At 44.2% G+C, this 24668-nt stretch carries 26 protein-coding genes; 21 read left to right on the top strand and 5 right to left on the bottom strand.

Annotated elements, in window-relative coordinates:
- Nucleotide 1: 1 nt before the first annotated feature.
- Nucleotides 2-943, bottom strand: a complete 942-nt coding sequence (gene coaA / locus JOD17_RS09670) for a type I pantothenate kinase (protein ID WP_081831938.1) — start codon at nt 941-943, stop codon at nt 2-4.
- 99 nt (nt 944-1042) lie between these two features.
- Between coaA and JOD17_RS09665 the strand changes: the two genes are divergently transcribed.
- The 7 genes from JOD17_RS09665 (at nt 1043) to JOD17_RS09635 (ending at nt 8541) form a co-directional block, all read left to right on the top strand.
- Complete coding sequence (locus JOD17_RS09665; RefSeq protein ID WP_204697362.1) at nt 1043-1576, top strand: GNAT family N-acetyltransferase; 534 nt, start codon at nt 1043-1045, stop codon at nt 1574-1576.
- A gap of 2 nt (nt 1577-1578) precedes the next feature.
- On the top strand, nt 1579-3225 hold the full coding sequence (locus JOD17_RS09660; RefSeq protein ID WP_239575422.1) for a sigma-54 interaction domain-containing protein: 1647 nt from the start codon (nt 1579-1581) through the stop codon (nt 3223-3225).
- Between the two features lie 100 nt (nt 3226-3325).
- The gene (locus tag JOD17_RS09655) at nt 3326-4525 is read left to right on the top strand and encodes an iron-containing alcohol dehydrogenase (RefSeq protein ID WP_239575408.1); all 1200 of its coding nucleotides are present in this window, start codon (nt 3326-3328) and stop codon (nt 4523-4525) included.
- Nucleotides 4515-5954 (top strand): CoA-acylating methylmalonate-semialdehyde dehydrogenase, encoded by a 1440-nt coding sequence (locus JOD17_RS09650; protein WP_204697360.1) that lies wholly within the window; start codon nt 4515-4517, stop codon nt 5952-5954. Before JOD17_RS09655 ends, JOD17_RS09650 begins: the two co-directional genes overlap by 11 nt.
- A 96-nt stretch (nt 5955-6050) precedes the next feature.
- Complete coding sequence (locus tag JOD17_RS09645; protein ID WP_204697359.1) at nt 6051-7127, top strand: DNA alkylation repair protein; 1077 nt, start codon at nt 6051-6053, stop codon at nt 7125-7127.
- A gap of 221 nt (nt 7128-7348) precedes the next feature.
- Nucleotides 7349-7558, top strand: a complete 210-nt coding sequence (locus JOD17_RS09640; RefSeq protein WP_204697358.1) for a small acid-soluble spore protein Tlp — start codon at nt 7349-7351, stop codon at nt 7556-7558.
- A gap of 83 nt (nt 7559-7641) precedes the next feature.
- Complete coding sequence (locus JOD17_RS09635) at nt 7642-8541, top strand: NAD(P)/FAD-dependent oxidoreductase (protein WP_204697357.1); 900 nt, start codon at nt 7642-7644, stop codon at nt 8539-8541.
- 292 nt (nt 8542-8833) lie between these two features.
- Here the strand turns inward: JOD17_RS09635 and JOD17_RS09630 are convergent, their stop codons facing one another.
- From JOD17_RS09630 to JOD17_RS09620, 3 genes are read right to left on the bottom strand one after another with little or no spacing between them, the layout of a single operon-like run.
- Entirely contained in the window at nt 8834-9031 is a 198-nt protein-coding gene (locus JOD17_RS09630; RefSeq protein ID WP_152549401.1) for a hypothetical protein, read from the bottom strand.
- A complete protein-coding gene (locus JOD17_RS09625; RefSeq protein WP_204697355.1) occupies nt 9009-9176 on the bottom strand; it encodes a YvrJ family protein in 168 nt (55 codons plus the stop codon). The genes JOD17_RS09630 and JOD17_RS09625 overlap by 23 nt, the downstream gene beginning before the upstream one ends.
- Complete coding sequence (locus JOD17_RS09620) at nt 9169-9762, bottom strand: sigma-70 family RNA polymerase sigma factor (protein WP_204697353.1); 594 nt, start codon at nt 9760-9762, stop codon at nt 9169-9171. The genes JOD17_RS09625 and JOD17_RS09620 overlap by 8 nt, the downstream gene beginning before the upstream one ends.
- A gap of 339 nt (nt 9763-10101) precedes the next feature.
- Here JOD17_RS09620 and JOD17_RS09615 point away from each other — a divergent pair, with 339 nt between their 5' ends.
- Complete coding sequence (locus JOD17_RS09615) at nt 10102-10287, top strand: hypothetical protein (protein WP_204697351.1); 186 nt, start codon at nt 10102-10104, stop codon at nt 10285-10287.
- Between the two features lie 34 nt (nt 10288-10321).
- On the opposite strand, the gene JOD17_RS09610 is transcribed toward JOD17_RS09615, so the two are convergent.
- Nucleotides 10322-10822: a GNAT family N-acetyltransferase gene (locus JOD17_RS09610; RefSeq protein ID WP_204697349.1), complete on the bottom strand. Its 501-nt coding sequence runs from the start codon at nt 10820-10822 to the stop codon at nt 10322-10324.
- A 114-nt stretch (nt 10823-10936) separates the two neighbouring features.
- On the opposite strand from JOD17_RS09610, the gene JOD17_RS09605 reads away from it, so the two are divergent.
- From JOD17_RS09605 to JOD17_RS09545, 13 genes are all read left to right on the top strand, one after another.
- Complete coding sequence (locus tag JOD17_RS09605) at nt 10937-11155, top strand: S-layer homology domain-containing protein (RefSeq protein WP_204697347.1); 219 nt, start codon at nt 10937-10939, stop codon at nt 11153-11155.
- The gene (locus JOD17_RS09600) at nt 11152-11298 is read left to right on the top strand and encodes a hypothetical protein (protein WP_204697345.1); all 147 of its coding nucleotides are present in this window, start codon (nt 11152-11154) and stop codon (nt 11296-11298) included. The genes JOD17_RS09605 and JOD17_RS09600 overlap by 4 nt, the downstream gene beginning before the upstream one ends.
- A gap of 33 nt (nt 11299-11331) precedes the next feature.
- Entirely contained in the window at nt 11332-12192 is an 861-nt protein-coding gene (locus JOD17_RS09595; RefSeq protein ID WP_204697344.1) for an S-layer homology domain-containing protein, read from the top strand.
- 319 nt (nt 12193-12511) lie between these two features.
- Nucleotides 12512-13756 (top strand): M20 family metallo-hydrolase, encoded by a 1245-nt coding sequence (locus tag JOD17_RS09590; RefSeq protein WP_204697343.1) that lies wholly within the window; start codon nt 12512-12514, stop codon nt 13754-13756.
- 290 nt (nt 13757-14046) lie between these two features.
- The gene (locus JOD17_RS09585) at nt 14047-15603 is read left to right on the top strand and encodes an acyl-CoA carboxylase subunit beta (protein WP_204697342.1); all 1557 of its coding nucleotides are present in this window, start codon (nt 14047-14049) and stop codon (nt 15601-15603) included.
- Nucleotides 15604-15619: 16 nt separating this feature from the next.
- The gene (locus tag JOD17_RS09580; protein ID WP_204697341.1) at nt 15620-17152 is read left to right on the top strand and encodes an ABC transporter substrate-binding protein; all 1533 of its coding nucleotides are present in this window, start codon (nt 15620-15622) and stop codon (nt 17150-17152) included.
- A gap of 18 nt (nt 17153-17170) precedes the next feature.
- The gene (locus JOD17_RS09575) at nt 17171-18118 is read left to right on the top strand and encodes an ABC transporter permease (protein ID WP_204697340.1); all 948 of its coding nucleotides are present in this window, start codon (nt 17171-17173) and stop codon (nt 18116-18118) included.
- Between the two features lie 15 nt (nt 18119-18133).
- A complete protein-coding gene (locus JOD17_RS09570) occupies nt 18134-18973 on the top strand; it encodes an ABC transporter permease (RefSeq protein ID WP_338028782.1) in 840 nt (279 codons plus the stop codon).
- A 15-nt stretch (nt 18974-18988) separates the two neighbouring features.
- Nucleotides 18989-20008 carry an ABC transporter ATP-binding protein gene (locus JOD17_RS09565; RefSeq protein ID WP_204697339.1) on the top strand — a complete coding sequence of 340 codons (1020 nt, stop codon included), beginning with the start codon at nt 18989-18991 and terminating at the stop codon, nt 20006-20008.
- A complete protein-coding gene (locus JOD17_RS09560; protein WP_204697335.1) occupies nt 19983-20975 on the top strand; it encodes an ABC transporter ATP-binding protein in 993 nt (330 codons plus the stop codon). The genes JOD17_RS09565 and JOD17_RS09560 overlap by 26 nt, the downstream gene beginning before the upstream one ends.
- 12 nt (nt 20976-20987) lie before the next feature.
- Nucleotides 20988-22676 carry an AMP-binding protein gene (locus JOD17_RS09555; protein WP_204697334.1) on the top strand — a complete coding sequence of 563 codons (1689 nt, stop codon included), beginning with the start codon at nt 20988-20990 and terminating at the stop codon, nt 22674-22676.
- Nucleotides 22663-22878 (top strand): acetyl-CoA carboxylase biotin carboxyl carrier protein subunit, encoded by a 216-nt coding sequence (locus JOD17_RS09550; RefSeq protein ID WP_204697332.1) that lies wholly within the window; start codon nt 22663-22665, stop codon nt 22876-22878. The genes JOD17_RS09555 and JOD17_RS09550 overlap by 14 nt, the downstream gene beginning before the upstream one ends.
- A gap of 13 nt (nt 22879-22891) precedes the next feature.
- Nucleotides 22892-24604, top strand: coding sequence for an AMP-binding protein (locus tag JOD17_RS09545; protein ID WP_204697330.1), 1713 nt, complete (start codon nt 22892-22894; stop codon nt 24602-24604).
- Nucleotides 24605-24668: the final 64 nt, after the last annotated feature.

Genomic DNA, 24668 nt, shown 5'->3' with positions numbered 1-24668 from the left:
TTTACAACTTTCGAACGTGAATCCGTTCGACTTTATGACCCTCACCTTTTTGTAAGATAAGATCGGCGCGGTTTCTCGTCGGAAGAATATTCTCAACGAGATTTACACGGTTGGTTTCTTTCCAAATACGATCTGAGACGGCTCGCGCTTCGTCTTCAGTTAAGTCTTTAAACTTCTGGAAGTATGATTCCGGCTGTTGGAACGATGTTTTTCTAAGTAAGTTGAACCGGTTTTTGTACCATTGTTCAATCATCGGTTCTTCGGCGTCGATGTACATTGAAACGTCAAAGAAGTCTGACACGAACGTTCTCGCTTGGTGTTTTTCAAGCTTTGGTGGTTGCAAAACGTTAATACCTTCCACAATAACGACGTCTGGTCGCATTAACACTTGTTCTTCATCTTGTAGAACGTTGTATTTCATATGAGAATAAAGGGGAGCAGTGACCCGTTCTTCTCCAGACTTCAATTCAGATAAAAATCTGAACAGACGAGATACATCGAAGCTTTCTGGGAAGCCTTTTTTCTTCATGAGGCCGAGTTCTTCAAGTTGTTCATTTGAGTATAAGAAACCATCGGTTGTGACAAGTTCAACTCGTGGTTTACCAGGCCATTGGGATACTAAATGTTCGATAATCCGGGCGGTGGTGCTTTTTCCGACCGCGACACTTCCTGCGATCCCGATAATAAAAGGAACTGTAAGCGTATCCAATTGCAAGAATCGGTTTGTATCCTGATGTAATTCTTTTGCTTTGGTATAATGTAAATGTAAAAGACGAGAGAGTGGGACGTAAATGTCAGCCACTTCCGTCATCGACAATCGCTCATTTAATCCTTGTAATTCGCGTAAATCGACATCGGTTAGTGACCAGTCGCTCATTTGTCTAAAATCTGCCCACTGGGTTCTTTCGAACGTGATATATGGCGAAAATTGCTGTGAATTCACGTGCAAGACCTCACTTTACCTATGTATAAAAAACTATAAAATAAATGCCTCCACTAAGACTTAAACATATTTTTGCGAGAATTGGAAGGAGTAAATGTGATGAACATACAACTTAAATCCATTGATTCGTCGGATTATGACAGCATTTTTTTAAGTATGAGTGATTCAGAAAGTTTAGATTTAACGGGTACGAGACACACATTTACGAAAGAGCAGATTAAAGAAGCGTATGAGAGATTTGCTCAAGATTCAACAAGATATGACTTTGCAATTTATCACCAAGGTCAGAAAGAAACGATCGGCGATGCGGCAATTATAGATATTGACGAACATCATTCTGTTTGTGGATTTCGAATTGCCCTTCACCAACGCAAAGATTGGAACAAAGGGTACGGGAGTGAAGCGGTGCGTTTGTTGCAAGCGTACGTGTTTGAAACATTGCAATTGAATCGACTTGAACTTGAGGTGTTGTCCCACAATGTGAGGGCAATCCGGTCATATGAAAAAACCGGGTTTGTTCGCGAAGGCGCTCGTCGGCAAGCCGTTCATGTGAACGGCATTAGACGTGATGAAGTACTGATGAGCATGTTAAAGGAAGAGTATGAACTTCGAAAGCAGGGCGAGTTGGCGTGAACATGGATGTGACGTACAAAACGTTTACGTGCGGTGAGAAAAGCGAGCGAGCGACAATCGTGGCATTTGAAAATCAGGATATGCAAACGTGGTTAACGATCGTTGTACAAACGCATTATCCAATTGTTGTCATTGACCAATACGACCAACCGATCGGTACACTCACACTTGAATTCATTGCAAAGCGTCTGGTGGAAAGCTCGAGTGAATACATTCTTCAAAAACACGAGTTGTTACCGATTCAATGTGTTAAGAAAAGCGACCCATTCCCTGTTGAACAGCGCAAGTTATCAGTTGTGATTGACGGCGAGCAAATCGTTGGTGTCATCACCCAACGTACGCTCCAAGCGGTCCAAGATCAAGACGGTGCCACATTATCGTTAATCTTTGACTCTGCGTACGAAGGCATCGTCATCATCGACCGTAATCAAACAATTACGTCGATGAATCAATCGTATCGAGATTTTCTCGGTGGACTGAAAGAACGTGATGTGATTGGGCGTGACGTGACGTCGGTTATTGATAACACAGAACTTCATCAAGTTGTAAAGACAGGCATTCCAGAGCGAGGCAAAGTCCAAACAATCCAAGGTCAGAAGATGGTCGTTCATCGCTTGCCAATCTGGCAAGAGGGCGAAATTGTCGGAGCAGTTGGGATGCTAATCTTTGAGGGAATGACCGAGTTGCATCGCATTTTGCAACATGAAGCCACGTCAAAGGCGAAGGCTGTACAGATGGAGCGTCAAGGTGCAGTGCAAACGTTTGAAACGATGATTGGCAAAAGCGCAAGCATCCAACGAGTGAAAAGTCTTGCAAGAAAAGCGTCGCGAACGAAAGCATCTGTTGTCATTCAAGGTGAAAGCGGAACAGGGAAAGAGTTGTTTGCACAAGGCATTCATCATATGAGTTCGCGGGCAGAAGGACCGTTTGTGGCCATCAATTGCTCAGCATTTCCAGAGAACTTACTCGAGTCTGAGTTATTTGGGTATGAGGGTGGGGCGTTTACTGATGCTCGTAAAGGAGGAAGACGTGGGAAGTTTGAACAAGCTCACGGTGGAACCTTGTTTCTTGACGAAGTATCAGAAATGTCACCGTCAATGCAAGCGAAGATTCTCCGTATACTTGAAACGAAAGAAATTGTAAGAATCGGTAGTGAACAAGTCATTCATAGCGACTTCCGAATTGTCGCTGCGACGAACAAAGATTTAAAATCACTCGTTCAAGAAGGTCAATTCCGACAAGATTTATTTTATCGTCTCCATGTTATTCGTTTAACAGTACCGCCTTTGCGAGAGCGAAAAGAAGACATTCCTAACTTGCTCGGCTTTCATATGGAGCGCCTTGCTCAAGAGTATGGAATCGAGAAAAAAGCAATTAGTGAAGAAGCAATGCGGTTATTTTTGCAGTATCACTGGCCAGGTAATGTCAGAGAGCTCGTTAACGCGGTGGATTATGTTGTTACAATGACAGATGGACAACCTGTCTTAGCGGACCACCTACCAGAGCCGTTTACAAGCCCTGCGTTAAAGATTGATGATGAGTGTTCGGAACTTGAACGTGTACTTCAAGAAGTAGGAGGGAATAAAACGAAGGCAGCCGAGAAACTAGGCATCCATCGTGCGACACTGTATAGGAAGTTGCAACAGTGAGTGTCGCTTTTTGCGACAGTTTAAAAACCTACGTCTTAGAACAACAACGGTTTCACTCTGGCATCGCTTTTGCAATAAAGCGTAGTAAGGAGGGATTCCATTGGTAAAACGTATTGTACATCTTCCTCAAATCATTCATTACGGTAAGGACAGCTTTTTAGGCGTCGGTGAAGAAGCGAACAAGTTAGGATCGAAAGCTTTAATCGTAAGTGATCGAATAATGGAACAGCTCGGAAATGTCCAGCAACTTCATGATCATTTACATTCGGCAGACGTTTCTTATGTAGATTACTTAGGCGTGGAGACTGAACCGAAAGATACATACGTCGACGAGGCGTTGCAGTTGTTGAGAGCAGAACAATGTGATCATGTGATTGCTTTAGGAGGTGGTAGCTGCATTGATACAGCTAAAGCCGTTGCGGTGCTTGCGACCAACACGGGGCGAATTCATGACTATATGAATCAAAAAAAACTAGCGACAGTAAAGCCATTGCCGCTCATTACCGTCCCGACGACAGGTGGTACAGGGTCTGAAGCGACAGATGTTACGGTCATTACAGATACGAAAGAAGACATTAAAATGATGATCAAACAACAAGCCTTTATGCCGCTTGTTGCGATCGTTGATCCGGTATTAACTGTCTCAACCCCGAAGTCAGTAACTGCAGCGACCGGTGTTGACGCACTCACACATGCTATTGAATCACTCATAAGTCGAAAAGCTCAACCATTCACACGCACGTTGAGTCTTCAAGCGATTGAGTTGCTTTATGCAAACATTCGCGAAGCTTATCACAATGGCGATAATTTGGAAGCTCGGGACCAAATGATTTACGGTTCGATGCTTGCAGGGATGGCGTTCTCTAACGCATCGACATGTCTCGTCCACGGAATGTCGCGTCCATTAGGAGCTGTTTTTCACGTTCCCCACGGCGTATCGAATGCAATGTTGCTTCCGATCATATTGGAATATACGAAAGTAGACTGCCAAGAAGACCTCGCAACAATTGCGAGAATGATCAATAAAGATGTTAAAGATGAATCCGATGAAGAGCTTAGTAACTGGCTCGTCGAAGAGATTGAGCACTTATGTGAAGAGCTTGAGATTCCAACCCTTTCAGGATGGGGAATTGACCGAGAAGCGTTTGAGCTAGTAAAAGAAAAGATGGCTGAAGACGCGCTCATTAGTGGAAGCCCTGCAACAAATCCGAAAGTGCCGACAAAAGAAGAAATTGTAGAACTTTACGATCAACTGATGAACTACTCATACACAAAAAGGAGCGAGACACATGCTAACTAATTATATTAACGGTGAATGGGTCAAAGCGAAAACGTCAGAATACGAATCTGTTCCAAACCCAGCAACAGGTGAAGAAATTGCTAGAACGCCATTATCAACGAAAGAAGACGTGGATGATGCTGTACAAGCTGCAAAAGCGGCCTTTAAATCATGGAAAAAAGTTCCTGTGCCAAAGCGCGCGCGCTACTTATTTAATTATCAACAACTCCTCATTGGAAAGCATGATGAGCTTGCTGAATTGATTACGAAAGAGAACGGCAAAACGTTTGATGATGCATATGGAGAAGTACAGCGTGGAATTGAGTGCGTGGAGTTTGCAGCTGGCGCTCCAACATTAATGATGGGTGAGAGCTTGCCAGAGATTGCAACGGGGATTGAATCGGGAATGTATCGCTATCCAGTTGGGGTCGTTGGCGGAATTACACCGTTTAACTTCCCAATGATGGTGCCATGTTGGATGTTCCCACTTGCGATTGCTACAGGGAATACGTTCGTTCTAAAACCTTCGGAGCGTACACCACTTCTTGCAGAACGACTCGTTGAGTTGGCAACTGAAGCAGGTATTCCAAAAGGGGTGTTGAACCTTGTACACGGTGCGCATGACGTTGTGAATGGATTGTTGGAACATGAAGATGTCCCAGCGATTAGTTTCGTCGGTTCTCAACCTGTCGCTGAGTACGTATATAAAACGGGTGCTAGCTATGGAAAAAGAGTACAAGCACTAGCTGGAGCAAAAAACCATTCGATCGTATTGGCAGATGCCGATCTTGATAAAACAATTGAAGGAATTACGAGCGGGGCATTTGGAAGTGCAGGTCAACGTTGTATGGCAACCGCTGTCGTCGTTGCTGTTGAAGAAATCGCTGATGAACTCGTTGAGCGTTTGAAGAAGTCAGCAGATGAATTGTTAATGGGTGATGGCAGTGATCGCTCGATTACATTAGGACCTGTTATTCGCCAAAGTCATTTAGACAAAGTGAAAGGACAAATGGAAGAAGCAATCAGTGAAGGCGCGAAGCTCGTAAGAGATGGACGAGATGTGCCAACTGAAGCTGGTAATGGTTATTTCTTAGGGGCGAGTATTTTTGATCACGTCACGCCAGAAATGAAAATTTGGCAAGAAGAAATCTTTGCGCCAGTCCTTTCAATTGTTCGCGTCAAAGACCTCACAGAAGCGATTGAACTCACGAACAAATCCAAGTTCGGTAACGGTTCAGTTCTTTATACGAACAGCGGAAAAGCGGTACGAGAATACCGAGAAGACATTGAAGTAGGTATGCTCGGTGTAAACGTAAACGTTCCAGCTCCTATGGCATTCTTCCCATTCTCAGGTTGGAAAGACTCGTTCTACGGTGACCTTCATGCAAACGGAAAAGACGGTATTAACTTCTATACGAAACGCAAAATGCTTACGCAACGTTGGCACTAAACGAACGTACTCCCCACATGCTGGGGAGTTTTTTTGTGGCGAGTTCTGGCTTACACTAGTAAAAAAGCAAGTAACCTGAACAGGAGTTGACTGTAGATGGCAGAAGCGATTAAAAACATGTTTAATCAAGAATATTTACGAACAGTCGGTCTGAAAGTTCAAAGTGTGCATCAAGATTTTCACATTGATGCTTTTGCCGAAGACGTCCAGCGTGAACCGTGGACAGACCTCGAGATGATGAATCGAATCGACAAAATTACGGAAACCCTCCGAATGCATTTACCGGCTGATTACGAAGAGGCGGTCACTATTTTAGCGGAAGCAGCAGATGCAAAAGGTGCCTCAGGCTACATGTTCTTTCCTCATTTTGTTGCAAAATATGGAATTGATCATTGGGAGACGTCTATGATAATGCTCCGGCGCTTCACACCCCATGCTAGTTCAGAATTTGCCGTTCGCCCGTTTATCGAAAAAGACCCATCTGAAATGGTGAAGGTCATGAAGGAATGGGCGTCGAGTGAGGACGAGCACGTGAGAAGACTCGCAAGTGAAGGATCTAGACCGAGATTGCCGTGGGGCAAGACGCTGTCAAGATTCATTAAAGATCCAACGAAAACGACAGCGATTTTGGAACTACTAAAGGAAGATCCGTCCAAATACGTGCGAAAAAGCGTCGCCAATCATCTTAACGATTTTTCGAAAGACCACCCAAACTACGTCCTAAAACTGGCGAAATCATGGCAAGGGAAATCTGAACAAACGGATTGGATCATTCGTCACGGATGCCGAACGTTAATTCGAAAAAGCCTGCCTGAAGCGTACGAACTGTTCGGATACAGTGGACAAGTCCGAGACGGGGTGTTGAACATCGAACCACCCTCGATAGTAATCGGTGAAAGCATTACGATGCATTACGGTTTTACGATAGAACAGGCAGGATTAATGCGGGTCGAGTACGGCATTCAATTCGTCAAAGCGAACGGGAAGCAATCAGAGAAGAAGTTCCTTCTTGTGGAACGAACGTATCGCACTGGTGAAATCGTTGAACGAGAACGAACGCATTCATTCGCTGATTTATCAACTAGAAAGCACTATCCAGGTACTCACATCGTGACGATTTATGTGAATGGAATCGCAGTGTCTGAATCATCAATTAACGTAATGAAAAAGTAGTGAGAATTATTTTCAATTAGTTATTGACACTCGTATGAAAACCATCTAATATAGTAAGTGACATTGATATTCATTATCAATTACTTATTTGAGAAGACGTTGTCGAGGTTCTCGCCACGTTTTGCTCTCAAACATCCCCCTTTATGTAATACCTATTGGCAATATGCCCTCCCAAGGCATATTGCGCTTTTTTTTGGGTAAATTACAGTGGGGTGATATTGATGAGTTACAAAGAAAGCAATGAGAACAATGGAGATCGAATCGAACGAATCATAAATGATACGATTGAGAACATAAATGAAGCGGAAAATTTTCAACAAGCCCATCTTGGTGAAATGAGCGAAAAAGACCAGCACGACATAGATGAGAAAAACCGTCGAAGAAGAGACAGTGTTGATGCATTGCGGCACGAAATTGAAGATGAGCGATAGACTTGCGATCCATTTGCAAGTCTTTTTTTATTGCATAGAAAAAGGGCCTGGAACAGAAGCTAGCTATGCTAGGGGGAATCAGTATGGCTCTTTATGATTGTGTCATTATTGGAGGAGGAATTGCTGGAATTCAAGCCTCTATCCAGCTAGGACGTTATAAGCGAAATGTGCTCGTCCTCGATAAAGGCAAAGGAAGATCTACACTCTGTCAAAAGTATCGAAACATCCTCGGCTGGCCAGACGGAGTAAGTGGTGAGGAACTCAGAAGGATAGGCAAACAGCAAGGAAAAATGCTCGGGGTGCTCTATCAAACAGAAGAAGTCGTAGCCATCGAACGAACAGACCATTTTCAATTATTAACACGAACCGGTCAATCGTATGAAGCGAAGCGACTTTTATTTGCTACCGGTGTGACGGACCCCAACCCGTTCCCGCAATTAGAATCGTGTCTCGGAAGTACCGTATACATTTGTCCAGATTGTGATGGATATGAAGTCCAAGGAAAAAAAGCCCTCATTTTAGGCTCAGGGAAATCGGGCGTTCATATGGCAAAACGATTGCATCATTGGGCTAGCGAACTCATTTATATTAATCATACGAGTGAAGCAATACGTGAGAAAGATAAAGCACTACTACGTGACATGAATGTTCAATACATTGAAGAGCGCATCCAATCCCCACTCGTCACCGACCGGCAATTTAACGGAGTAACATTGCATTCGGGCGAAGTGATTGAGGCAAAACACGCATTTATCGCTTTCGGGAAAATAACGCCGCAGTCAGATCTTGCCCGCAAACTAGGCTGCGAACGAATGGAAAACGGTCACCTCATTACTGAAGCAAGAACGAAGAAAACGAACGTTCAGCACATCTACGCCGCCGGCGACGTCGGCGTACACGCCGAACAAGTGACGATCGCAATGGGAGAAGGAACACTCGCCGCCGTCTGGATCGAGAAGTCATTGGCGGAGGGTACGGTGTAGCAAGAGAGTGGTGAGGTGTAGCAAGAGGGGTGTGAGGTGTAGCAAGAGGGGTGTGAGGTGTAGCAAGCGCGGGACATGGTGTAGCAAGCGCAAGGCGCGGTGTAGCAAGCGCGGTGTGAGGTGTAGCAAGCGCGGGGCATGGTGTAGCAAGAGCGTGGTGCGATGTAGCAAGCGCCACGTCTGGTGTACCATGCCCGACCTGCCTAAAAAAGAAGGGCTCACACTGAACGTGCCCCACTTTCAAGTACACATCAACAAAAAAACCGCCCAGTAACTGGGCGGCATCCACAAGCTATGACCGGAAGCGGTTTTTGAACTCTTCAAATGTGGGGGCATTGTCTTCGTTGAATGTTTGGATAATTTCTGTCAGTTTCAAGTATAGAACTTGTCTTAAATCGTCGCGCTCTTCAGGGGTTGTCTCAAGCAAACACTTTCGGATTTTTGGTTCGAATTGTTGGATGATTTCTTCAATTTTTTTTGGATGATTCATCGTCATTTCTCTCACTTACCTTCTCTATAAAAAGTCGTTCGAGGCGTTCTAACCTTCGCTCAAAGCGGAACAATAAATAAAGAGTAATGGCAATCGGGAACCCGTACTTGGACATGATCTCAATGAGTGACGATATCTCAATCATAGCCTGTTCCTTCTTTCATAACGTTTTGTAAAAAACGAATGGTTGCTAGGCGCATACGTGAGACCGCTTGTTGACTAACATTCAATTGATCCGCGATTTCTTGATTAGTCAGTTCGAACTTGTAATAACCGATGAGTATTTTTTTCTGTTGCGGTGTTAACTTTGTTAAGGCGTGACTGAGTCTTGGGTTGGAAGACCATGATTGAACGTCGAGTGTTTCGCATATGATTGAATAGTCGGGTTCAACAGCAATCGCATAGTCATTGACCGATGGGTTGTCCACGATGAGTGGATTCCTCGTTCGTTGTTTTCGGCGTTTTTGATCGTATTGAATGGCAGTCCAGTAAAGTGTCTTCGAAACATAATGGGTAAATTGTGCATCAAGATAAAACGATTTGAAATGGTCATCTAATCGCTGTTGGTTGGCGTCAGTTGGCTCACGAATACTTTGAATGAAGACATTCCTAGCTTGTGGACTAGATAAAAAATGCTGCATGATAGGTTGTTCAAACAGTTTACTATGATTTCGAATAAATGATTCTAGTTCGGGGCACTCGTCCATTAGTTGCTTAACGATCCACTGCATTTTTATCACCCCTCTTTAACGGTATATGCCAAAAAGAACATTTGTGTGTGGGTTGTACAACAGAAAGGGGAACATTCGTTCTTTAATCATAAAGGTTGGGACCAAGTCTGTAAATATTTAAAATAACGCTTGACATTCGATTCGTCCTTAAGTATAGTATTAAGAATAACATTAAAAGCGCGAAGTTCTTTAGCATAATTGAGAGAATTTGAAATTTGGAGTAAAGATTGAATATTCCGACGAATCTATACGTTTAGCATACTAGAAAGCAGGGTATATACAATATGTTAATAAGAGGGTGCGCGCAGATAAGTTAAATATAGAGATAAGAGGTGAGAGATGATGAGGTTAAATGTACTATTATTAATTCTTCTCGGCATGGTAGTATCTATAACAGCACTAGTATTTGGAATTATTGCACCTACAGCAATTGCAAGTACATTGGCACAAATCATTGGTTTTTCCGGACTTGTATTTACATTTCTTTATGGATTGCTAATGAATCGTTCAACAGCTAAAGTGTAATGAAATCCCGCACCGTTTGCGGGATTTGTTCATGTTATGAGTAACAATAAATGTCCACGAGCTTCCCCCATTTTTCCATTTGTTGTTCGTACGTCATCCCAATTCGTTTTGCAACCCGCACAGAAGGTTCATTTGCAGGATCGATAATTGAGATGAGGCGCGTAATTCCGAGTTGCTCATTGGCATACTCACAACAAGCGGAAGCGGCTTCAGTCGCATAACCATTTCCCCAAGCTTCTCGTTTGAATAAATAACCGATTTCCATTTCAATTTTTTTGTTCACTTTCTGAGGGACAATTCCACACTGACCTAAGAAAATTCCAGTTTCTAAATCTTCAACAACCCAAAGCCCTAGATTAAATTTACGATAATTTTCAAGCGTCCATTCAATCCATTCTTTCGTTTCGGATTTTGATTTTGTTGCTGGATAGTATTTCATAGCAACGGGATCACTAAAGATTGTGAGCAGTTGCACAACATCTTCATGGTTCATTTCCCGAAGACGTAAGCGTTCGGTCTCTTGAATGATGTTCATCGTTGACCCTCCTTGCTACTATTAGTATACAAGTTAAACCATTACTAGAAAATAGAGAAAAAATCTAAGACTTATGTCATACTTAGAAGAAAGTGTGTAGCGAGGAGACAGATTATGAAAAAGTTAACGAGCGTAATGGTCGCAATGGCTGCTATGGCATTAGTCCCGAGCGTCATCCAAGCGAATGAAGGCCCATCATTCTTCGACGTTGATACTACGAATACTCATTATGAAGCGATTGAACGTATGACCGATCGAGGGATTATTCAAGGGTATCAAGAGGTACATATCGTCCGAGTGCTAACATTAGTCGTGGTCAAGTCGCAACATTGATTGCTCGTGCTCTTGAACTACATTTGCCAGATGAAGAGGAGTTGCCAGCGTCAATTTATAGCGATGTGCGTCGTGATCATACACAAGCGGCTGCAATTTATGCTGTGCAAGAAGCAGGTGTTATGACGGGCAGCAATGAGTAATTTAATCCAAGCTCACAGATTAGTCGTGAACAAATGGCAACCGTACTCGTTCGAGCATTTGATCTTGAAAGAGTTGTTGAAGGTGGGAATCAAGACCCGGTGGCGGATTTAACGAAAGCGAGTGCAACGCACCGTGCAAATATTAGCATTCTTTCTCAACATGAAATAACGAGAACGTCTGACGGTTCGTTTCGCCCACGTAATCAAGTAACCCGAGGCCAGTTTGCATCGTTTATGGATCGTGCGTTAAGTGTCGTCTATACGAAGGAGCTTGGAATTACACGCGTACAACAAGTCGATGATTATACATTTGACGTCCATTTTACAGAAGGCATCGAAAGGTTGTCGCCAGAGAACTTTTCGTTTGATGGTGATGTAGACATTCTTGATGCGTATCGTTTAGATGGGTTAGAAACGATCCGCCTGATCACTACTGAAGCTACGTTTGGCGTTCGTTCAACGTTATTATACCAAGAAGGACGCACAAGTTATTCTTTTGTCGGGACGGGTGGAAGTGACATTGAGGGCATGCTACCGATGGGAACCTTGCAAGATGAAGTTATAAAAACAAAAGGAACGCCAAAGGATGAAGGCTTTTTCTTAGGTGGTCCATACGTGTTGTATGATAAGAATGGTTATTTTTATGATTATTATGATGACACTCATCCGATTACAGGATACTGGATTAGCAATCCAACAACGAACATATTTGGAGCAAGAGTCGGAATGACGTTAGAAGAGCTGAACAGTCATTTCGGGACGAACGTAAGTGCGTCGTTTTCCGAGGGTGAAGGGATGTATACGTTTGATTTTAACGTGAACGGTTACGATCTTTGGTTTTCTGCAGATCGCCCAACAGGCAAGTCAACGGACGTCATTATACAGAAGCGATGATATTTGAGGAGAGCCGCTACGACGATTTTAAGTCGTAGCGGTTTTTTGTTTAGCTTGTTATTTAGAGTTTTAAAAAGTGTTAGTTTTATAATAGATTGTGCTAAGTCAAACTATGATAGATAAAATATCTATTCTCATTTTTCTTTCTCTTAGTGTTGTTTTATACTTTAAGAATGATTGCACTTGATACGGTTGCAATATCAAAGATTACTAGAGATTATACTTAGATAATGAAGTATTTAACTTTTCATCCAAGAGATTCAGATGAAGATGATTGAACAAACTGGTAAATTCACAACAATTATGATGAGGTGAAATCATGATCAATCGCACACGTTTAGAAGGTTGGATTGAAGAATTAGCCCAATTTGGTCAAGACCCTTTAGGGGGATTAACTAGAACAACGTTTACAGCACCTGAACTTCAAGCACGTGAATGGCTCATACGTAAATTAAAGGAAATCGACCTTGACGTTACTGTGGACCCAGCTGCGAATATTTGGGGAAGGAAAGAAGGACTGAAGAATGGTTTGCCGAGCATTGCATTTGGTTCTCATATTGATACAGTCCCAAATGGAGGCAAGTATGATGGTGCACTTGGGGTCTTAACGGCACTCGAAGTGCTAACGACATTGCATGAACAGGGAGTCAAGATCAACCACCCTCTCGAACTTGTCTCATTTAGTGCAGAAGAACCCAACCCCTTTGGATTATCAACATTCGGAAGTCGAGCGTTAACAGGGAAGCTGACAAGGAAACATATTGAATCAGTAACGGATGCCGCCGGCAATGTCTTAACTGAACGTTTAGAAATAGCAGGAGGAAGCTTTGAGCAATTTGAACAGACAGTGAGACCTCCATCAGATTTTGTTCATTATTTAGAAGTACATATTGAACAAGGGAAACGTCTTCTTACTAAGAACATTCCTATAGGGATCGTTCGAGGTATTACAGGCATCTATCGAGAAAAAATTACTGTAAAAGGACAACCGAACCATGCGGGTACGACGATGATGGGAGCAGATCGACAAGATGCATTAACTGCAGCCGCCCGGCTTGTTTTGAAAATTGAACAAGCTGCTACTGACTATCCAATTGAGGAGCTTGTTGCAACAGTCGGTGAATTCCATGTTAGACCGAATGCGGCGAATATCGTTCCAGGTGAAGTGACATTTACGATGGAAATACGCGGAGAATCAGATGAGCAGTTGTCAGAAGTGCATAATCAGATTGAAGAAACAATTGCTCACATTGAAAATGATCGTAACGTTGTCATTTCACGTGAAGTGGTCCTTAATCAAGCAGGAGTGCCCATGAATCAGGAAGTCATGAACACAATGAAGACCATTGCGACTAACCGTGGACATGAAACGTTGACTCTTGGAAGTATGGCGGGGCACGACGCTGCACACCTTGCTGAATTAACATCGTCTGGTATGCTTTTTGTGCCAAGCTTAGAAGGGAAAAGCCATTGTCCTGAAGAGGAAAGCCGTATGGACGATATTGAAATTGTTGCTAACGTTTTGTATGAAACGATTTTAAAGCTTGATGAGAAGAGTGTATAGATTGTGATAAGCAGTTAAGAAGAAAGTGCCCTTAGAACTCAAGGTTGGATTACCTCTATGAAATATTCAAATGACCATTCACGAACGCATAGCCGATAACATAGGCTATGCGTCTTTATGTGGCACTCCGCAAAGTTAATTCATATCTGATTCAGTAATTCATACATGGTTGCACAATAAAATGTAAGCGCATACATAAATGTTGATTTAACGGTGTTTATTAATTTTTCAGAATTGGCATGATAATTGCTTATTTAGTTGAATACAACAAGGACGAGGAGAGTGACCGTATGAGTTGGCACGCAGAAATTGAAGAATTACAGCGATTAAAAAAGTTAGCCGAGAACATGGGGGGAGAGGCGAGCGTTCAGAAACAAAAGTCGAGGGGGAAATTAACGGTTCGAGAACGCATTCATCACATTCTTGATGACAATACTTTTCATGAATCAGGGGCTCTAGCAGGCAAAGCAACGTATGACGAAGAAGGCAACGTAAAAACATTTATGCCAGCGAACTTTCTACTCGGAACAGGGAAGATCGACGGTCGCAAAGTTGTCGTTGGTGCGGATGATTTTACCGTTCGTGGCGGTGCTTCCGACGGCGGAATTAAAGCTAAGCAAGAGTATGCCGAATTAATGGCACATGAGTTGCAATTACCGATGGTCCGCCTCGTTGATGGGACGGGTGGAGGAGGCAGTGTGAAGAGCCTAGACTCTAGCGGCTCAACGTATGTTCCAATTAACCCTGCATGGGACCATGTTGTCAAAAACATGGGCAGAGTTCCAGTCGTTGCAGCAGCACTAGGGGCGACTGCAGGGCTCGGTGCAGCACGTGTTGCTGCGTCTCACTTTTCAGTAATGGTTGAAGAGCTTTCACAAATTTTCGTTGCGGGACCACAAGTCGTGAAGTTCGGCATGGGTCAAGATTTAACGAAAGAAGAACTCGGTGGAGCGGCGGTTCACCGTGCAAGCGGCGCGGTCGATAACATTGCTTCCTCTGAAGAAGATGCATTTATGCAAATGCGAACGTTCCTTTCTTATATGCCGAGCAACATCTTTGAATTACCTCCTGTTGAGGAGTCAGAGGATGCCCGAGACCGTCGCGAAGAATCACTCATTGAAGCAATTCCGAGAAACCGTCGTCGTCCATACAAAGTACGTGAATTACTTGAGAAAGTGCTAGATGAAAATAGCATCTTTGAGATCGGCAAACACTTTGGTTCGAGCACAGTTACCGGCCTTGCTCGATTGAATGGTCATCCAGTCGGTTACTTAGCGAACGATCCGTACGTGCTTGGTGGCGGAATGACGAGGGAAAGTAGTGAAAAAATCGAACGGTTCGTTGATTTATGCCAAACGTTCCACCTTCCAATCGTAAACTTCGTTGATCAACCAGGGCTTGTGATCGGTGTTGATGCGGAGAGAAAAGGAACAATTCGTAAAGGTGTTCGTGCCATTTCAGCGATTTATCAAGCGCAAGTACCGATGATTGAAATTATCTTACGTAAAGTGTTCGGAGTCGGTGGCGCAGGGATGATTAACGGTCATGGCTTACATCAGCGCTATGCTTGGCCGTCTGGCGATTGGGGATCGCTTCCGGTTGAGGGAGGCGTTCAAGTCGCTTATCGACGAGAGCTTGAAGAAAGTGACAACCCTGAAGAACTGCTACAAACATTAATGGAAAAAATGGAGTCGATCCGTTCACCATTTCGAACGGCTGAAGCGTTTGGGATTGAAGAGATTATTGATCCCCGTGATACGAGACCGCTTTTGTGTGATTGGGTTGAAGATGCATATAAACGTTTACCACAATTGCTCGGTCCATCAAGCTTTACGATGAGACCGTAAGAAAGGGAGATCGTGTATGCGTGCAGCACATCAGATGCTATTCGGAACTGTAATTTTGTCAGCGCTTTCATTGGCAGGTTGTTCTAACGATGAACGTGTCGGTGCCACAAGCGAAGTAAAGGAGCATGAAAAAGTAATCGTCGCATACAGCACCGATTTAAACACATTTGACCCTGTGTTTGGAAGTGCAGGAAGTGATCATTCGCTTCTTTATCCACTCTATGACACGCTCGTTTCCTTTGATGAAGATTTATTGCCACAACCAGGGTTAGCAGAAGAGTGGGAGTATTTGAATGATACGACACTCGAGCTTCGTCTCCGAGACGGGGTAACCTTCCATGATGGTTCGGTGATGGACGGGGAAGCGGTTGCTTTTAATCTCGAACGAGCCACTTCAGAAGAATCATACATTAGTGACTTGAACGCTGTTGAGTCCGTTGAAGTTGTTAATGACCTGACTGTTCGTCTTCACTTGCAATACCCAGACTCATCGATTGTACTTGCGTTAGCTGACAGGGCGGGGATGATGGTATCCCAAGAAGCGATTGAACAAAATCCTGATCAAATTCAACGAGCGGGAGTTGGGGCTGGACCGTATGAACTCGTCGCTTGGGAAACAGGTGAAAAACTGACGTATCGGAAGTTTGATGATTATTGGAATGAAGGCGAACCGAAAGCCGAGATACTAGAAATCCAAGTGATGCCGAATCAAATGACGAGAATGAATGCATTGCAAACCGGTGAAATTGACTTTGCGACGAGTTTACCCGCTGGTGAAATTACGAGCTTGTCTGACGAAGAGAAGTTTACGATCGTTGAAGGCTCGGCCGTTCCAGTGAATATGCTCTATTTAAACATAGCAAGTGCTCCACTTGATCAGAAGGCCGTGCGACTTGCATTGCAACACGGCATTGATCGTGCAGCTCTAAATGAAGCCATCCACTACGGGCAAGGAGAAGGTGCATACCAGCCGTTTCCAAGTAGTTACTGGGTGTACAATGATGAGCTGAACAATTTGTATGATCCTGACTATGCTCGAGCGGTACTAGAAGAAGCGGACTTAGTTGGGACCGTGGTGACGATTGCCCATTACCCAGAAGCGTATGATGAGCGAGTGATTGATATTCTTCGTCATCAACTAGCGGAAATTGGCATTGTCGTGAACGGTCAAGCGATGGAAATACAAGCAGGAATCTCCGCCTATTTTGATGAAAAGTCCGTACCTTCTTTCATGTCTCGGTGGACGGGGAGACCGGATCCACAAATGACGATGACGATGCTTTATCACTCGACGAGTTATTACAATACGGGAAGTTATTCGACTGAGGAAATTGAAAGTTTATTAGCTGAAGCTGCAGGTACGATTGATAATCCAGAACGCCGTGCAGAGATTTATGATGAGATTAATCGAATTGGATTAACAGAAGAAGCCATTTTTATTCCGTTAACGTTTCAGCCGGATATCGTTGCAATGAGTACTGACGTGAAAGGATACGAACCGAACATGCTCGGTAAGCCGAAATTTCAAATGCTTTATAAAGAACCGTAAGGAGAGGGGGAAAACACGATGTTTTTGCGGTTTCTCACGAAACGCTTGCTCTACGTAATTCCAATGCTTTTCATTACGACGTTTATTGTGTTTTCGTTTATTCTTCTCATCCCAGGGGATCCGGCTCTCGCGATACTTGGAGAGAATGCTTCTGATGAGAATTTGGCGCAACTACGTGCACAGCTTGGGTTAGATCAATCGTTACTCGTTCAATATTGGAACTGGTTGACGAGCGCACTCGTTGGAGATTTAGGCGAATCGTTCTTTACTGGGGAATCCGTTCAAGAGGCTGTTTTCTCAAGGATGGGTATTACATTCCAGCTCGTAACGACAGCGATTGTAATTGCCTTTGTGTTCGGTACAACATTGGCGATCGTTTCGATGATGAAGCCAGGTAGTTGGATTGATGAATTCGCTCGACTTGTAAGTACGATGGGGACAGCAATCCCGAACTTTCTCCTTGCGATGCTGTTACTTGCAGTCTTTAGTTTATCACTCGGTTGGTTACCGGCGACAGGCTTTATCAGTTTGTTTGATGATCCAATCGGCTTCGTACGCTCTGTGTTGCTACCATCTATCGCACTTGGTGCCGTTGGGATGGCGCAGATTACTAGACACATGAGGTCTGCATTAATCGAAGTTTTTGAAACCGATTACATTCGGACGGCATTCTCCAAAGGGTTGTCCGTTCGGCAGACGATTTTTCATCACGGGATCCGTAACGCGATCTTACCCGTCGTCACGACAGTCGGTATATTATATGGCAATCTTATGGGCGCAACGGTCGTCGTGGAGACGATCTTCTCAATTCCTGGCATTGGTCAGCTTGCTGTAGATTCAATCATGCAACGAGACTTTGCGATGCTACAAGGCGTTGTACTCGTCATGGTTGTAATCATTATTGTCATTAACTTTGCGACGGATATTATTTATTCGCTTCTCGATCCAAGAATTAAGTATGAATAACTAGGGGGGTTCTACGTGACGGGTAAAGAAATGCTCCGCCGTTTTATGAGGCAACGAGCAGCTTTTATTAGTGGTATTTTTGTTGTTCTACTCATTGTCGTTGCATTGTTCGCGCCATGGTTGGCACCGTATCCACCCGATTTACCGAACTATGATCGCGTCATGGCTGGTCCTAGCCTCGCTCATTGGCTCGGAACGGATGAACTCGGTCGCGACGTGTTAAGTCGATTGATGTACGGCGCACAAGCGGGTATTCAGGCGGCACTGATTGCGATCATTATCCCTCTCGTCATCGGCGTACCTTTAGGGATTCTATCTGGATATCTTGGTGGTGTCTTTGACGAAGTCTTTATGCGAATTGTAGACGGAATTTTAGCGATTCCAGCAATCCTTTTAGCCCTAGGCATCACGGCAGCACTTGGGGTGAACTTGTGGAATGCGATGATTGCAATCGGAATTGTTTTTACACCGCAATTTGCACGCTTGGCAAGAAGCCAAACGCTACAAATTCGCAGTGAAGCGTACGTGTACGCGGCAAAAGTGTCAGGTGCTGGGGCGTTCTGGACGATGGGGAGACATATCATACCGAACATATCACCGCCGATTATCGTGCAATCATCGTTTAACATGAGTTTTGCAATTTTAGTCGAGGCTTCGTTAAGTTTCTTAGGGCTTGGTGCACAATCTCCGCAGATTAGTTGGGGTGGCATGATTCAGCAAGCGTACAGCTTAATGTACATGAACCCATGGCTCATTTTAGCACCGGGGGTAGCGATTATGTTGACGATGCTTGCTGGCAACATTATGGGCGACGGCCTTCGTGTTGCGCTTGATCCGAAGTTAAAGAAAGTGTAGAGAGGAGGATGGGTAATGTCAAAGCGAGAAACGTTACTTGAAATCAACAATTTAAGAGCGTTTGCTGAAAAAACTGGAGAGCCAAGAAGTCAGCTCGTGAACAGTGTGAATTTTCGGATTGATAAAGGTGAAATTGTTGCTCTCGTAGGGGAGTCAGGTTGTGGGAAAAGTGTTACTGCACTTTCAATCTTAGGATTAAATGCGGCATCAATTGAGTATGAAAGCGAGAGTGAAATACGTTTTCACGACGAAAATTTGTTGCAGTTGTCGGACCGTAAACTTCGTAAATTGCGAGGGAATGACATCTCAATGATTTTCCAAGATCCGATGTTTTCGTTGAATCCTTTAAAGAAGATTGGCAAACAAATGACCGAAGCGTTGCTTCAACATAAAGCAGCAGACGTCCGAACGGCTCGGCAAGATGCAGAGAAGATGATTGAACGTGTTGGAATTACGGATCCGAAACGCCAGCTTGATAACTATCCGTATCAACTGTCTGGTGGAATGCGCCAACGAGTCATGATTGCGATGGCTCTCCTCTGTAAACCTGAACTGTTAATTGCTGACGAACCAACTACCGCTTTGGATGTAACGATTCAAGCGCAAATCTTAGAAATTATGAAAGACTTACAACAAGAGCTTGACGTGAGTATTCTCCTCATTACGCACGATTTAGGAGTTGTTGCCGAAATGGCGGATCGGGTCGTGGTCATGTATAGCGGGCAAGTCGTTGAAGAAGCCGACGTGTATGCTTTGTTTGAACAGCCTTTGCACCCGTACACGAACGGACTGTTAACGAGCGTTCCAACGCTTGAAGGTGAAAGTGATGAGCGCATTTCAGCAATTCGGGGGACAGTCCCTAGCCCACAGGAGTTGCCTAAGGGATGTAACTTCTATGATCGTTGCACCCGTCGGACAGACCGTTGTAAAAAAGAGGAGCCCCTGCTCACCAATCATGGTGGGCGAAACGTTGCGTGTTGGCATCCTGTCGTGGAAGGGGTGAAGGATGATGAACGAACCGCTATTAGAAATTAGTGGACTAAAAAAATACTATCCGAAGAAAGACGGACTCTTTCAAGGAAAGAAAAGCTGGATTAAAGCGGTAGACGGTATGGATTTAACGATTGGAAAAGGTGAAACACTCGGGCTTGTTGGTGAGTCCGGATGCGGAAAATCAACGACCGGACGAATGATTGTCGGCCTAGAAGACCCAACGGAAGGCACCGTTTCTTTTAAAGGAAACGATTTAAGTCGCGTGGATAAACGAGAGCTTGGTAAGCAAATGCAAATGATCTTCCAAGACCCGTTTTCTTCTTTGAATCCGAGAATGAAAGTGTCGGATGTTATCGCAGAACCTCTTCGTTTACACAAGGACGGTTCAAGAGCTGAACAACAAAGACGAGTCGATGAGTTGCTTGAACGCGTCGGTTTACGTTCAGAACATGGAAGGCGATATCCTTCAGAATTCTCAGGAGGACAACGACAACGAATTGGAATAGCCCGGGCAATTGCATTATCGCCGTCGCTGATCGTCTGCGATGAACCGGTCTCTGCGCTCGACGTCTCGATTCAAGCGCAAGTGTTGAACTTACTAAAAGACTTACAAAAAGAACTCGGCGTATCGTACCTATTCATCGCCCACGGCATTCAAGCGGTGAAATACATTAGTGATCGAATCGCAGTCATGTATCTCGGTAAGGTCGTTGAAGTGGCTAGTAAGGATGAGTTATTCAGAAACCCTAAACATCCGTACACAGAGTCGTTGCTGTCAGCGGTGCCGCGTCCAGATCCGAAGCTTCGTGGGCGAGATCGGATTATCTTAAAAGGCGATTTACCGAGTCCGGAAAATCCACCGAGTGGTTGTCGATTTCATACGAGGTGTCCGAAAGTGATGGACGTGTGTAAGCAAGTTGAACCTTCACTTCAAGTTACTAGAGACGGCACGTACGCTGCTTGTCACTTAGTAAGCGAAGCCGAAATGAAACAACCGCAGGAAGCGTAAGGAGGAGTGGATATGAACGAGCAAGATTACGAAGAAGAAATGCAAAAGCGCGTGCTAGATTCCTGGCCTGAAGGCTTATCAAAAGCGGCGACGTATCCATTTGGTGAAGTTCCACTCACCGAATATTTAAGAAGACGTGCTGTGGAGACGCCAAGGAAAACGTGCATTAATTATTACGGCTATGAACTTTCATTTGCGGAGCTTTATGATCGTAGCCAACGTGTAGCAGCGTACCTTCGGAGTAAAGGCGTAAGCACGGGGGACCGGGTAGCTGTCTATTTGCCAAATTGTCCTCAGTTTATTATTGCGTTCTACGGCATTCTTGCTGCTGGTGCGGTTCATGTTCCTGTAAATCCGATGTTCAAAGAACATGAGCTTCGCCACGAACTAGAAGATAGCGGAGCCGTCGCTGTGATTACGCTTGAAACGCTTTATGATTCCATGAGCCAAGTGTTAGCAGGAGTTGAAACGATTGTGACGACATCTTTGTCCGATTACATCGTAGAACATCCGACACTTCCGCTACATCCTGATTTGAAGACCGCAAAGTTACACGCACTGCCGACGGATGATTGGGTTACAGAAGTGCAGACCGTTGCACCGCTACACGATGACTACAGTTCACTCGATACGTTAGCTGCCCTCAACTATACGGGCGGTACGACAGGAATGCCTAAAGGGTGCATGCATACACAAAGGAACATGCTTTATACGATGGCGAACAGTTACGTGTACAACTACAACTTGAGTGAAGATGACGTACGCCTTGGCTATATGCCCGTCTTTTGGATCGCAGGAGAAAATGCAGGTGTTCTTATGCCTGTTTTTAGCGGAGCAACGCTGATTTTGTTGTACCGATGGGATAAAGAAGCTGTGTTTCAAGCAATCGAAACGTATAAGGTCACCTCATTTGGCGGCGTGACTGATAACATCGTGCAGTTGATGGAAGACGAAGCGTTTCATAATCGTGATTTATCGTCACTCACAATGACGACCGTCAGTTCCTTCATAAAAAAAGTAACGAAAGACTACCGAGAACGATGGTTCAAAGCAACGGGTACGATCATGCGCGAGACGTCATTTGGCATGACCGAAACCCATACGAGTGATACGTTCACGCAAGGCATGCAAACGAGACATTTCGATTTAGAAAGTCGACCGATTTTCGTCGGTTTACCAATGCCTGGAACGAAAGTAAAGATTGTAGATTTCGAAACAAAGAATCGTTTACCACTCGAACAAGAAGGGGAAATTGCCATCTCAACACCGTCGCTGATGAAAGGGTATTGGGGCAAAGACGAGACGTTCGGAGAGTGGTTTTACACCGGTGACATCGGTGTAATGAGTGAAGCGGGTTATCTACACTACATTGGTCGCAAGAAAGACATGTTAAAAGTAAACGGAATGAGCGTGTTCCCGGCAGAGCTGGAGCACATCATTAGTCGCCACGAACATGTTAACGCCTGTGCTGTCGTCGGAAAAGTCGATGATGAAAAAGGACAGATTCCGGTTGCGTTTATTCAACTTCGTTCACGAACAACACAGACACAAATGAAGAAGTTTCTAATAGAAAACCTTTCAGGCTACAAAGTACCAGAAGTTATTCTCGTCGACGAAATGCCCTTAACGACGACAGGAAAAATAAAAAAAGAAGTCTTGCGTAAAAGACTTGAGAAGGAGAATAACCATGCCAGACATTAAAGCATCAATGAGCGGGAGTGCTTGGAAAGTGCTCGTTAAACCAGGAGATGTCGTTAACAAGAAAGATGAAATCGCTATCTTGGAATCAATGAAAATGGAAATTCCGATTGAAGCAGAGATTGAAGGGATCGTTTCAGAAGTATTGAAACAAGAAGGGGACTTCGTTCAAGAAGGCGATGTTATCGTCAAACTCAAAGGATGATAGGAGGAATTGGATGAATAGCTTTGGTACACAAGAAGAGTTAGTTCATCGACAAGTAGAGCAATGGGCAGTGATTCAACCGAACCATCCGTTTGTCTATTACGGAGAACAACGAAAAACGTTGACGTATAAAGCATTTAATGACCGTGTGAACCAAGTGGCGAACGGTTTGTTAGAAGAAGGCATTGCCAAAGGGGATCGCATTTCAGTGTTTATGAAAAACCCGTTAATGACGACAGTGGCGATGTTTGCGATTTGGAAGTGCGGTGCAGTGTTCTGCCCAATCAATTTCAATTTCAAAGGAAAGCTTCTTAGCTATCCGCTGAATGATACGAATCCGATTATATTAATGACTGAGCGTTCTATGGTCGGGCGACTTAATGACATTGCGTACGATGTGCCATGCGTCAATGCAATTGTATACAGTCCATCATTTCGCGACCATGATTATGAGGAATCTTCTGCAAAGGAGCGCCTTCATTCAATTTATAATGAGAAAGATTGGAGCTTAGTCGTTTCTGAAAACCGTAATAATCCGAACGTTGAGTTGAACTATTTTGATATGGCGAACATCATTTATACGTCAGGGACGACAGGTCCAGCGAAAGGGGTTGTCCAATCGCACCGTTGGGTGTACGGGTACACACGTGGGCTTCGTAGACTTGTGACGAGAGAAGACGTTGTATACAATGATTTACCGTTGTATCATGTTGGCGGAGCATTTGCGAACATTGCGAGAGCTGCTTTTGTAGGAGCTGGAATTGCCCTGTATGATAAATTCAGCCCGACGCAATTTTGGAAACGGATCAAAGATAGTCAAGCGACCTGTGCAATCTTACTAGATGTTATGATTCCATGGCTCATGAATGCGGAGACGAAAAACACTGACCGTGAAAACACGTTAAACAAAGTGCACATGCAACCCCTTCCGAAGTATCATCAAGAAGTTGCTCATCGCTTCGGATTTGATGTGATCACGTCTGGATTCGGGCAAACGGAAGTGGGTAATCCACTGTCTTCGGCAATCGTACATGGACTTGATGGCAAAGGCACACCTGACTTTTTACGAAGGGGCTATACCTTAGATGAGATGACGGCGTTGTTAAAAGACGACGGCGTGCCGATCATGCGGGGGGATGAAGTCAACGTAAAAGGATTTATGGGAAAGCCAAATGCCCACTTTGAACTGGCAATCTTAAATGAATACGATGAGGAGCAACCGCCAGGCGTCATTGGTCAGATCGGCTTTCGTCCTCAATTACCGTCACTGATTTTGACGGAATATTTTAATAAACCAGAATCAACGACAAAAGCATTTAAAAACCTCTGGTTCCACTCTGGAGACGCAGGATACCTTGGGGTAGATGGTTACTACTATTACGTCGATCGTTTAGGAAGCGTCATTCGTTGTCGAGGTGAGAAGATCTCCTCATATCAGCTCGAAGATATTATTAATGGCCATGATGACATTAACTTAACCGCAGCGTTCCCAATCCCCGCAAAGCAAGGGGATGAAGACGACGTTGCTGTCTATTGTGAACGAAAACCAGGCGCAACGATTACAGAAGATGAATTACAATCATGGTGCATAAAGCAGATGCCGAAATACATGGTGCCTACGTATATTCGGTTCATCGAGGAGATCCCTCGCACCCCGACAAATAAGATTGAGAAATACAAATTAAGGGAAATGCTTCTTAGTGAGGCGCCAGTTCAAAAAAATTAACCTCTCCAGAGTTGGAGAGGTTTTTGATATGCTTCGTATGAGTAGAAATAGTGAGCTAAGAAAA

Origin of the sequence: Geomicrobium sediminis (assembly GCF_016908595.1) — a bacterium.
In the GTDB taxonomy this organism is placed as follows: Bacteria; Bacillota; Bacilli; order Bacillales; family Marinococcaceae; genus Geomicrobium_A; species Geomicrobium_A sediminis.
This window is presented reverse-complemented; position numbering and strand designations above follow the sequence as displayed.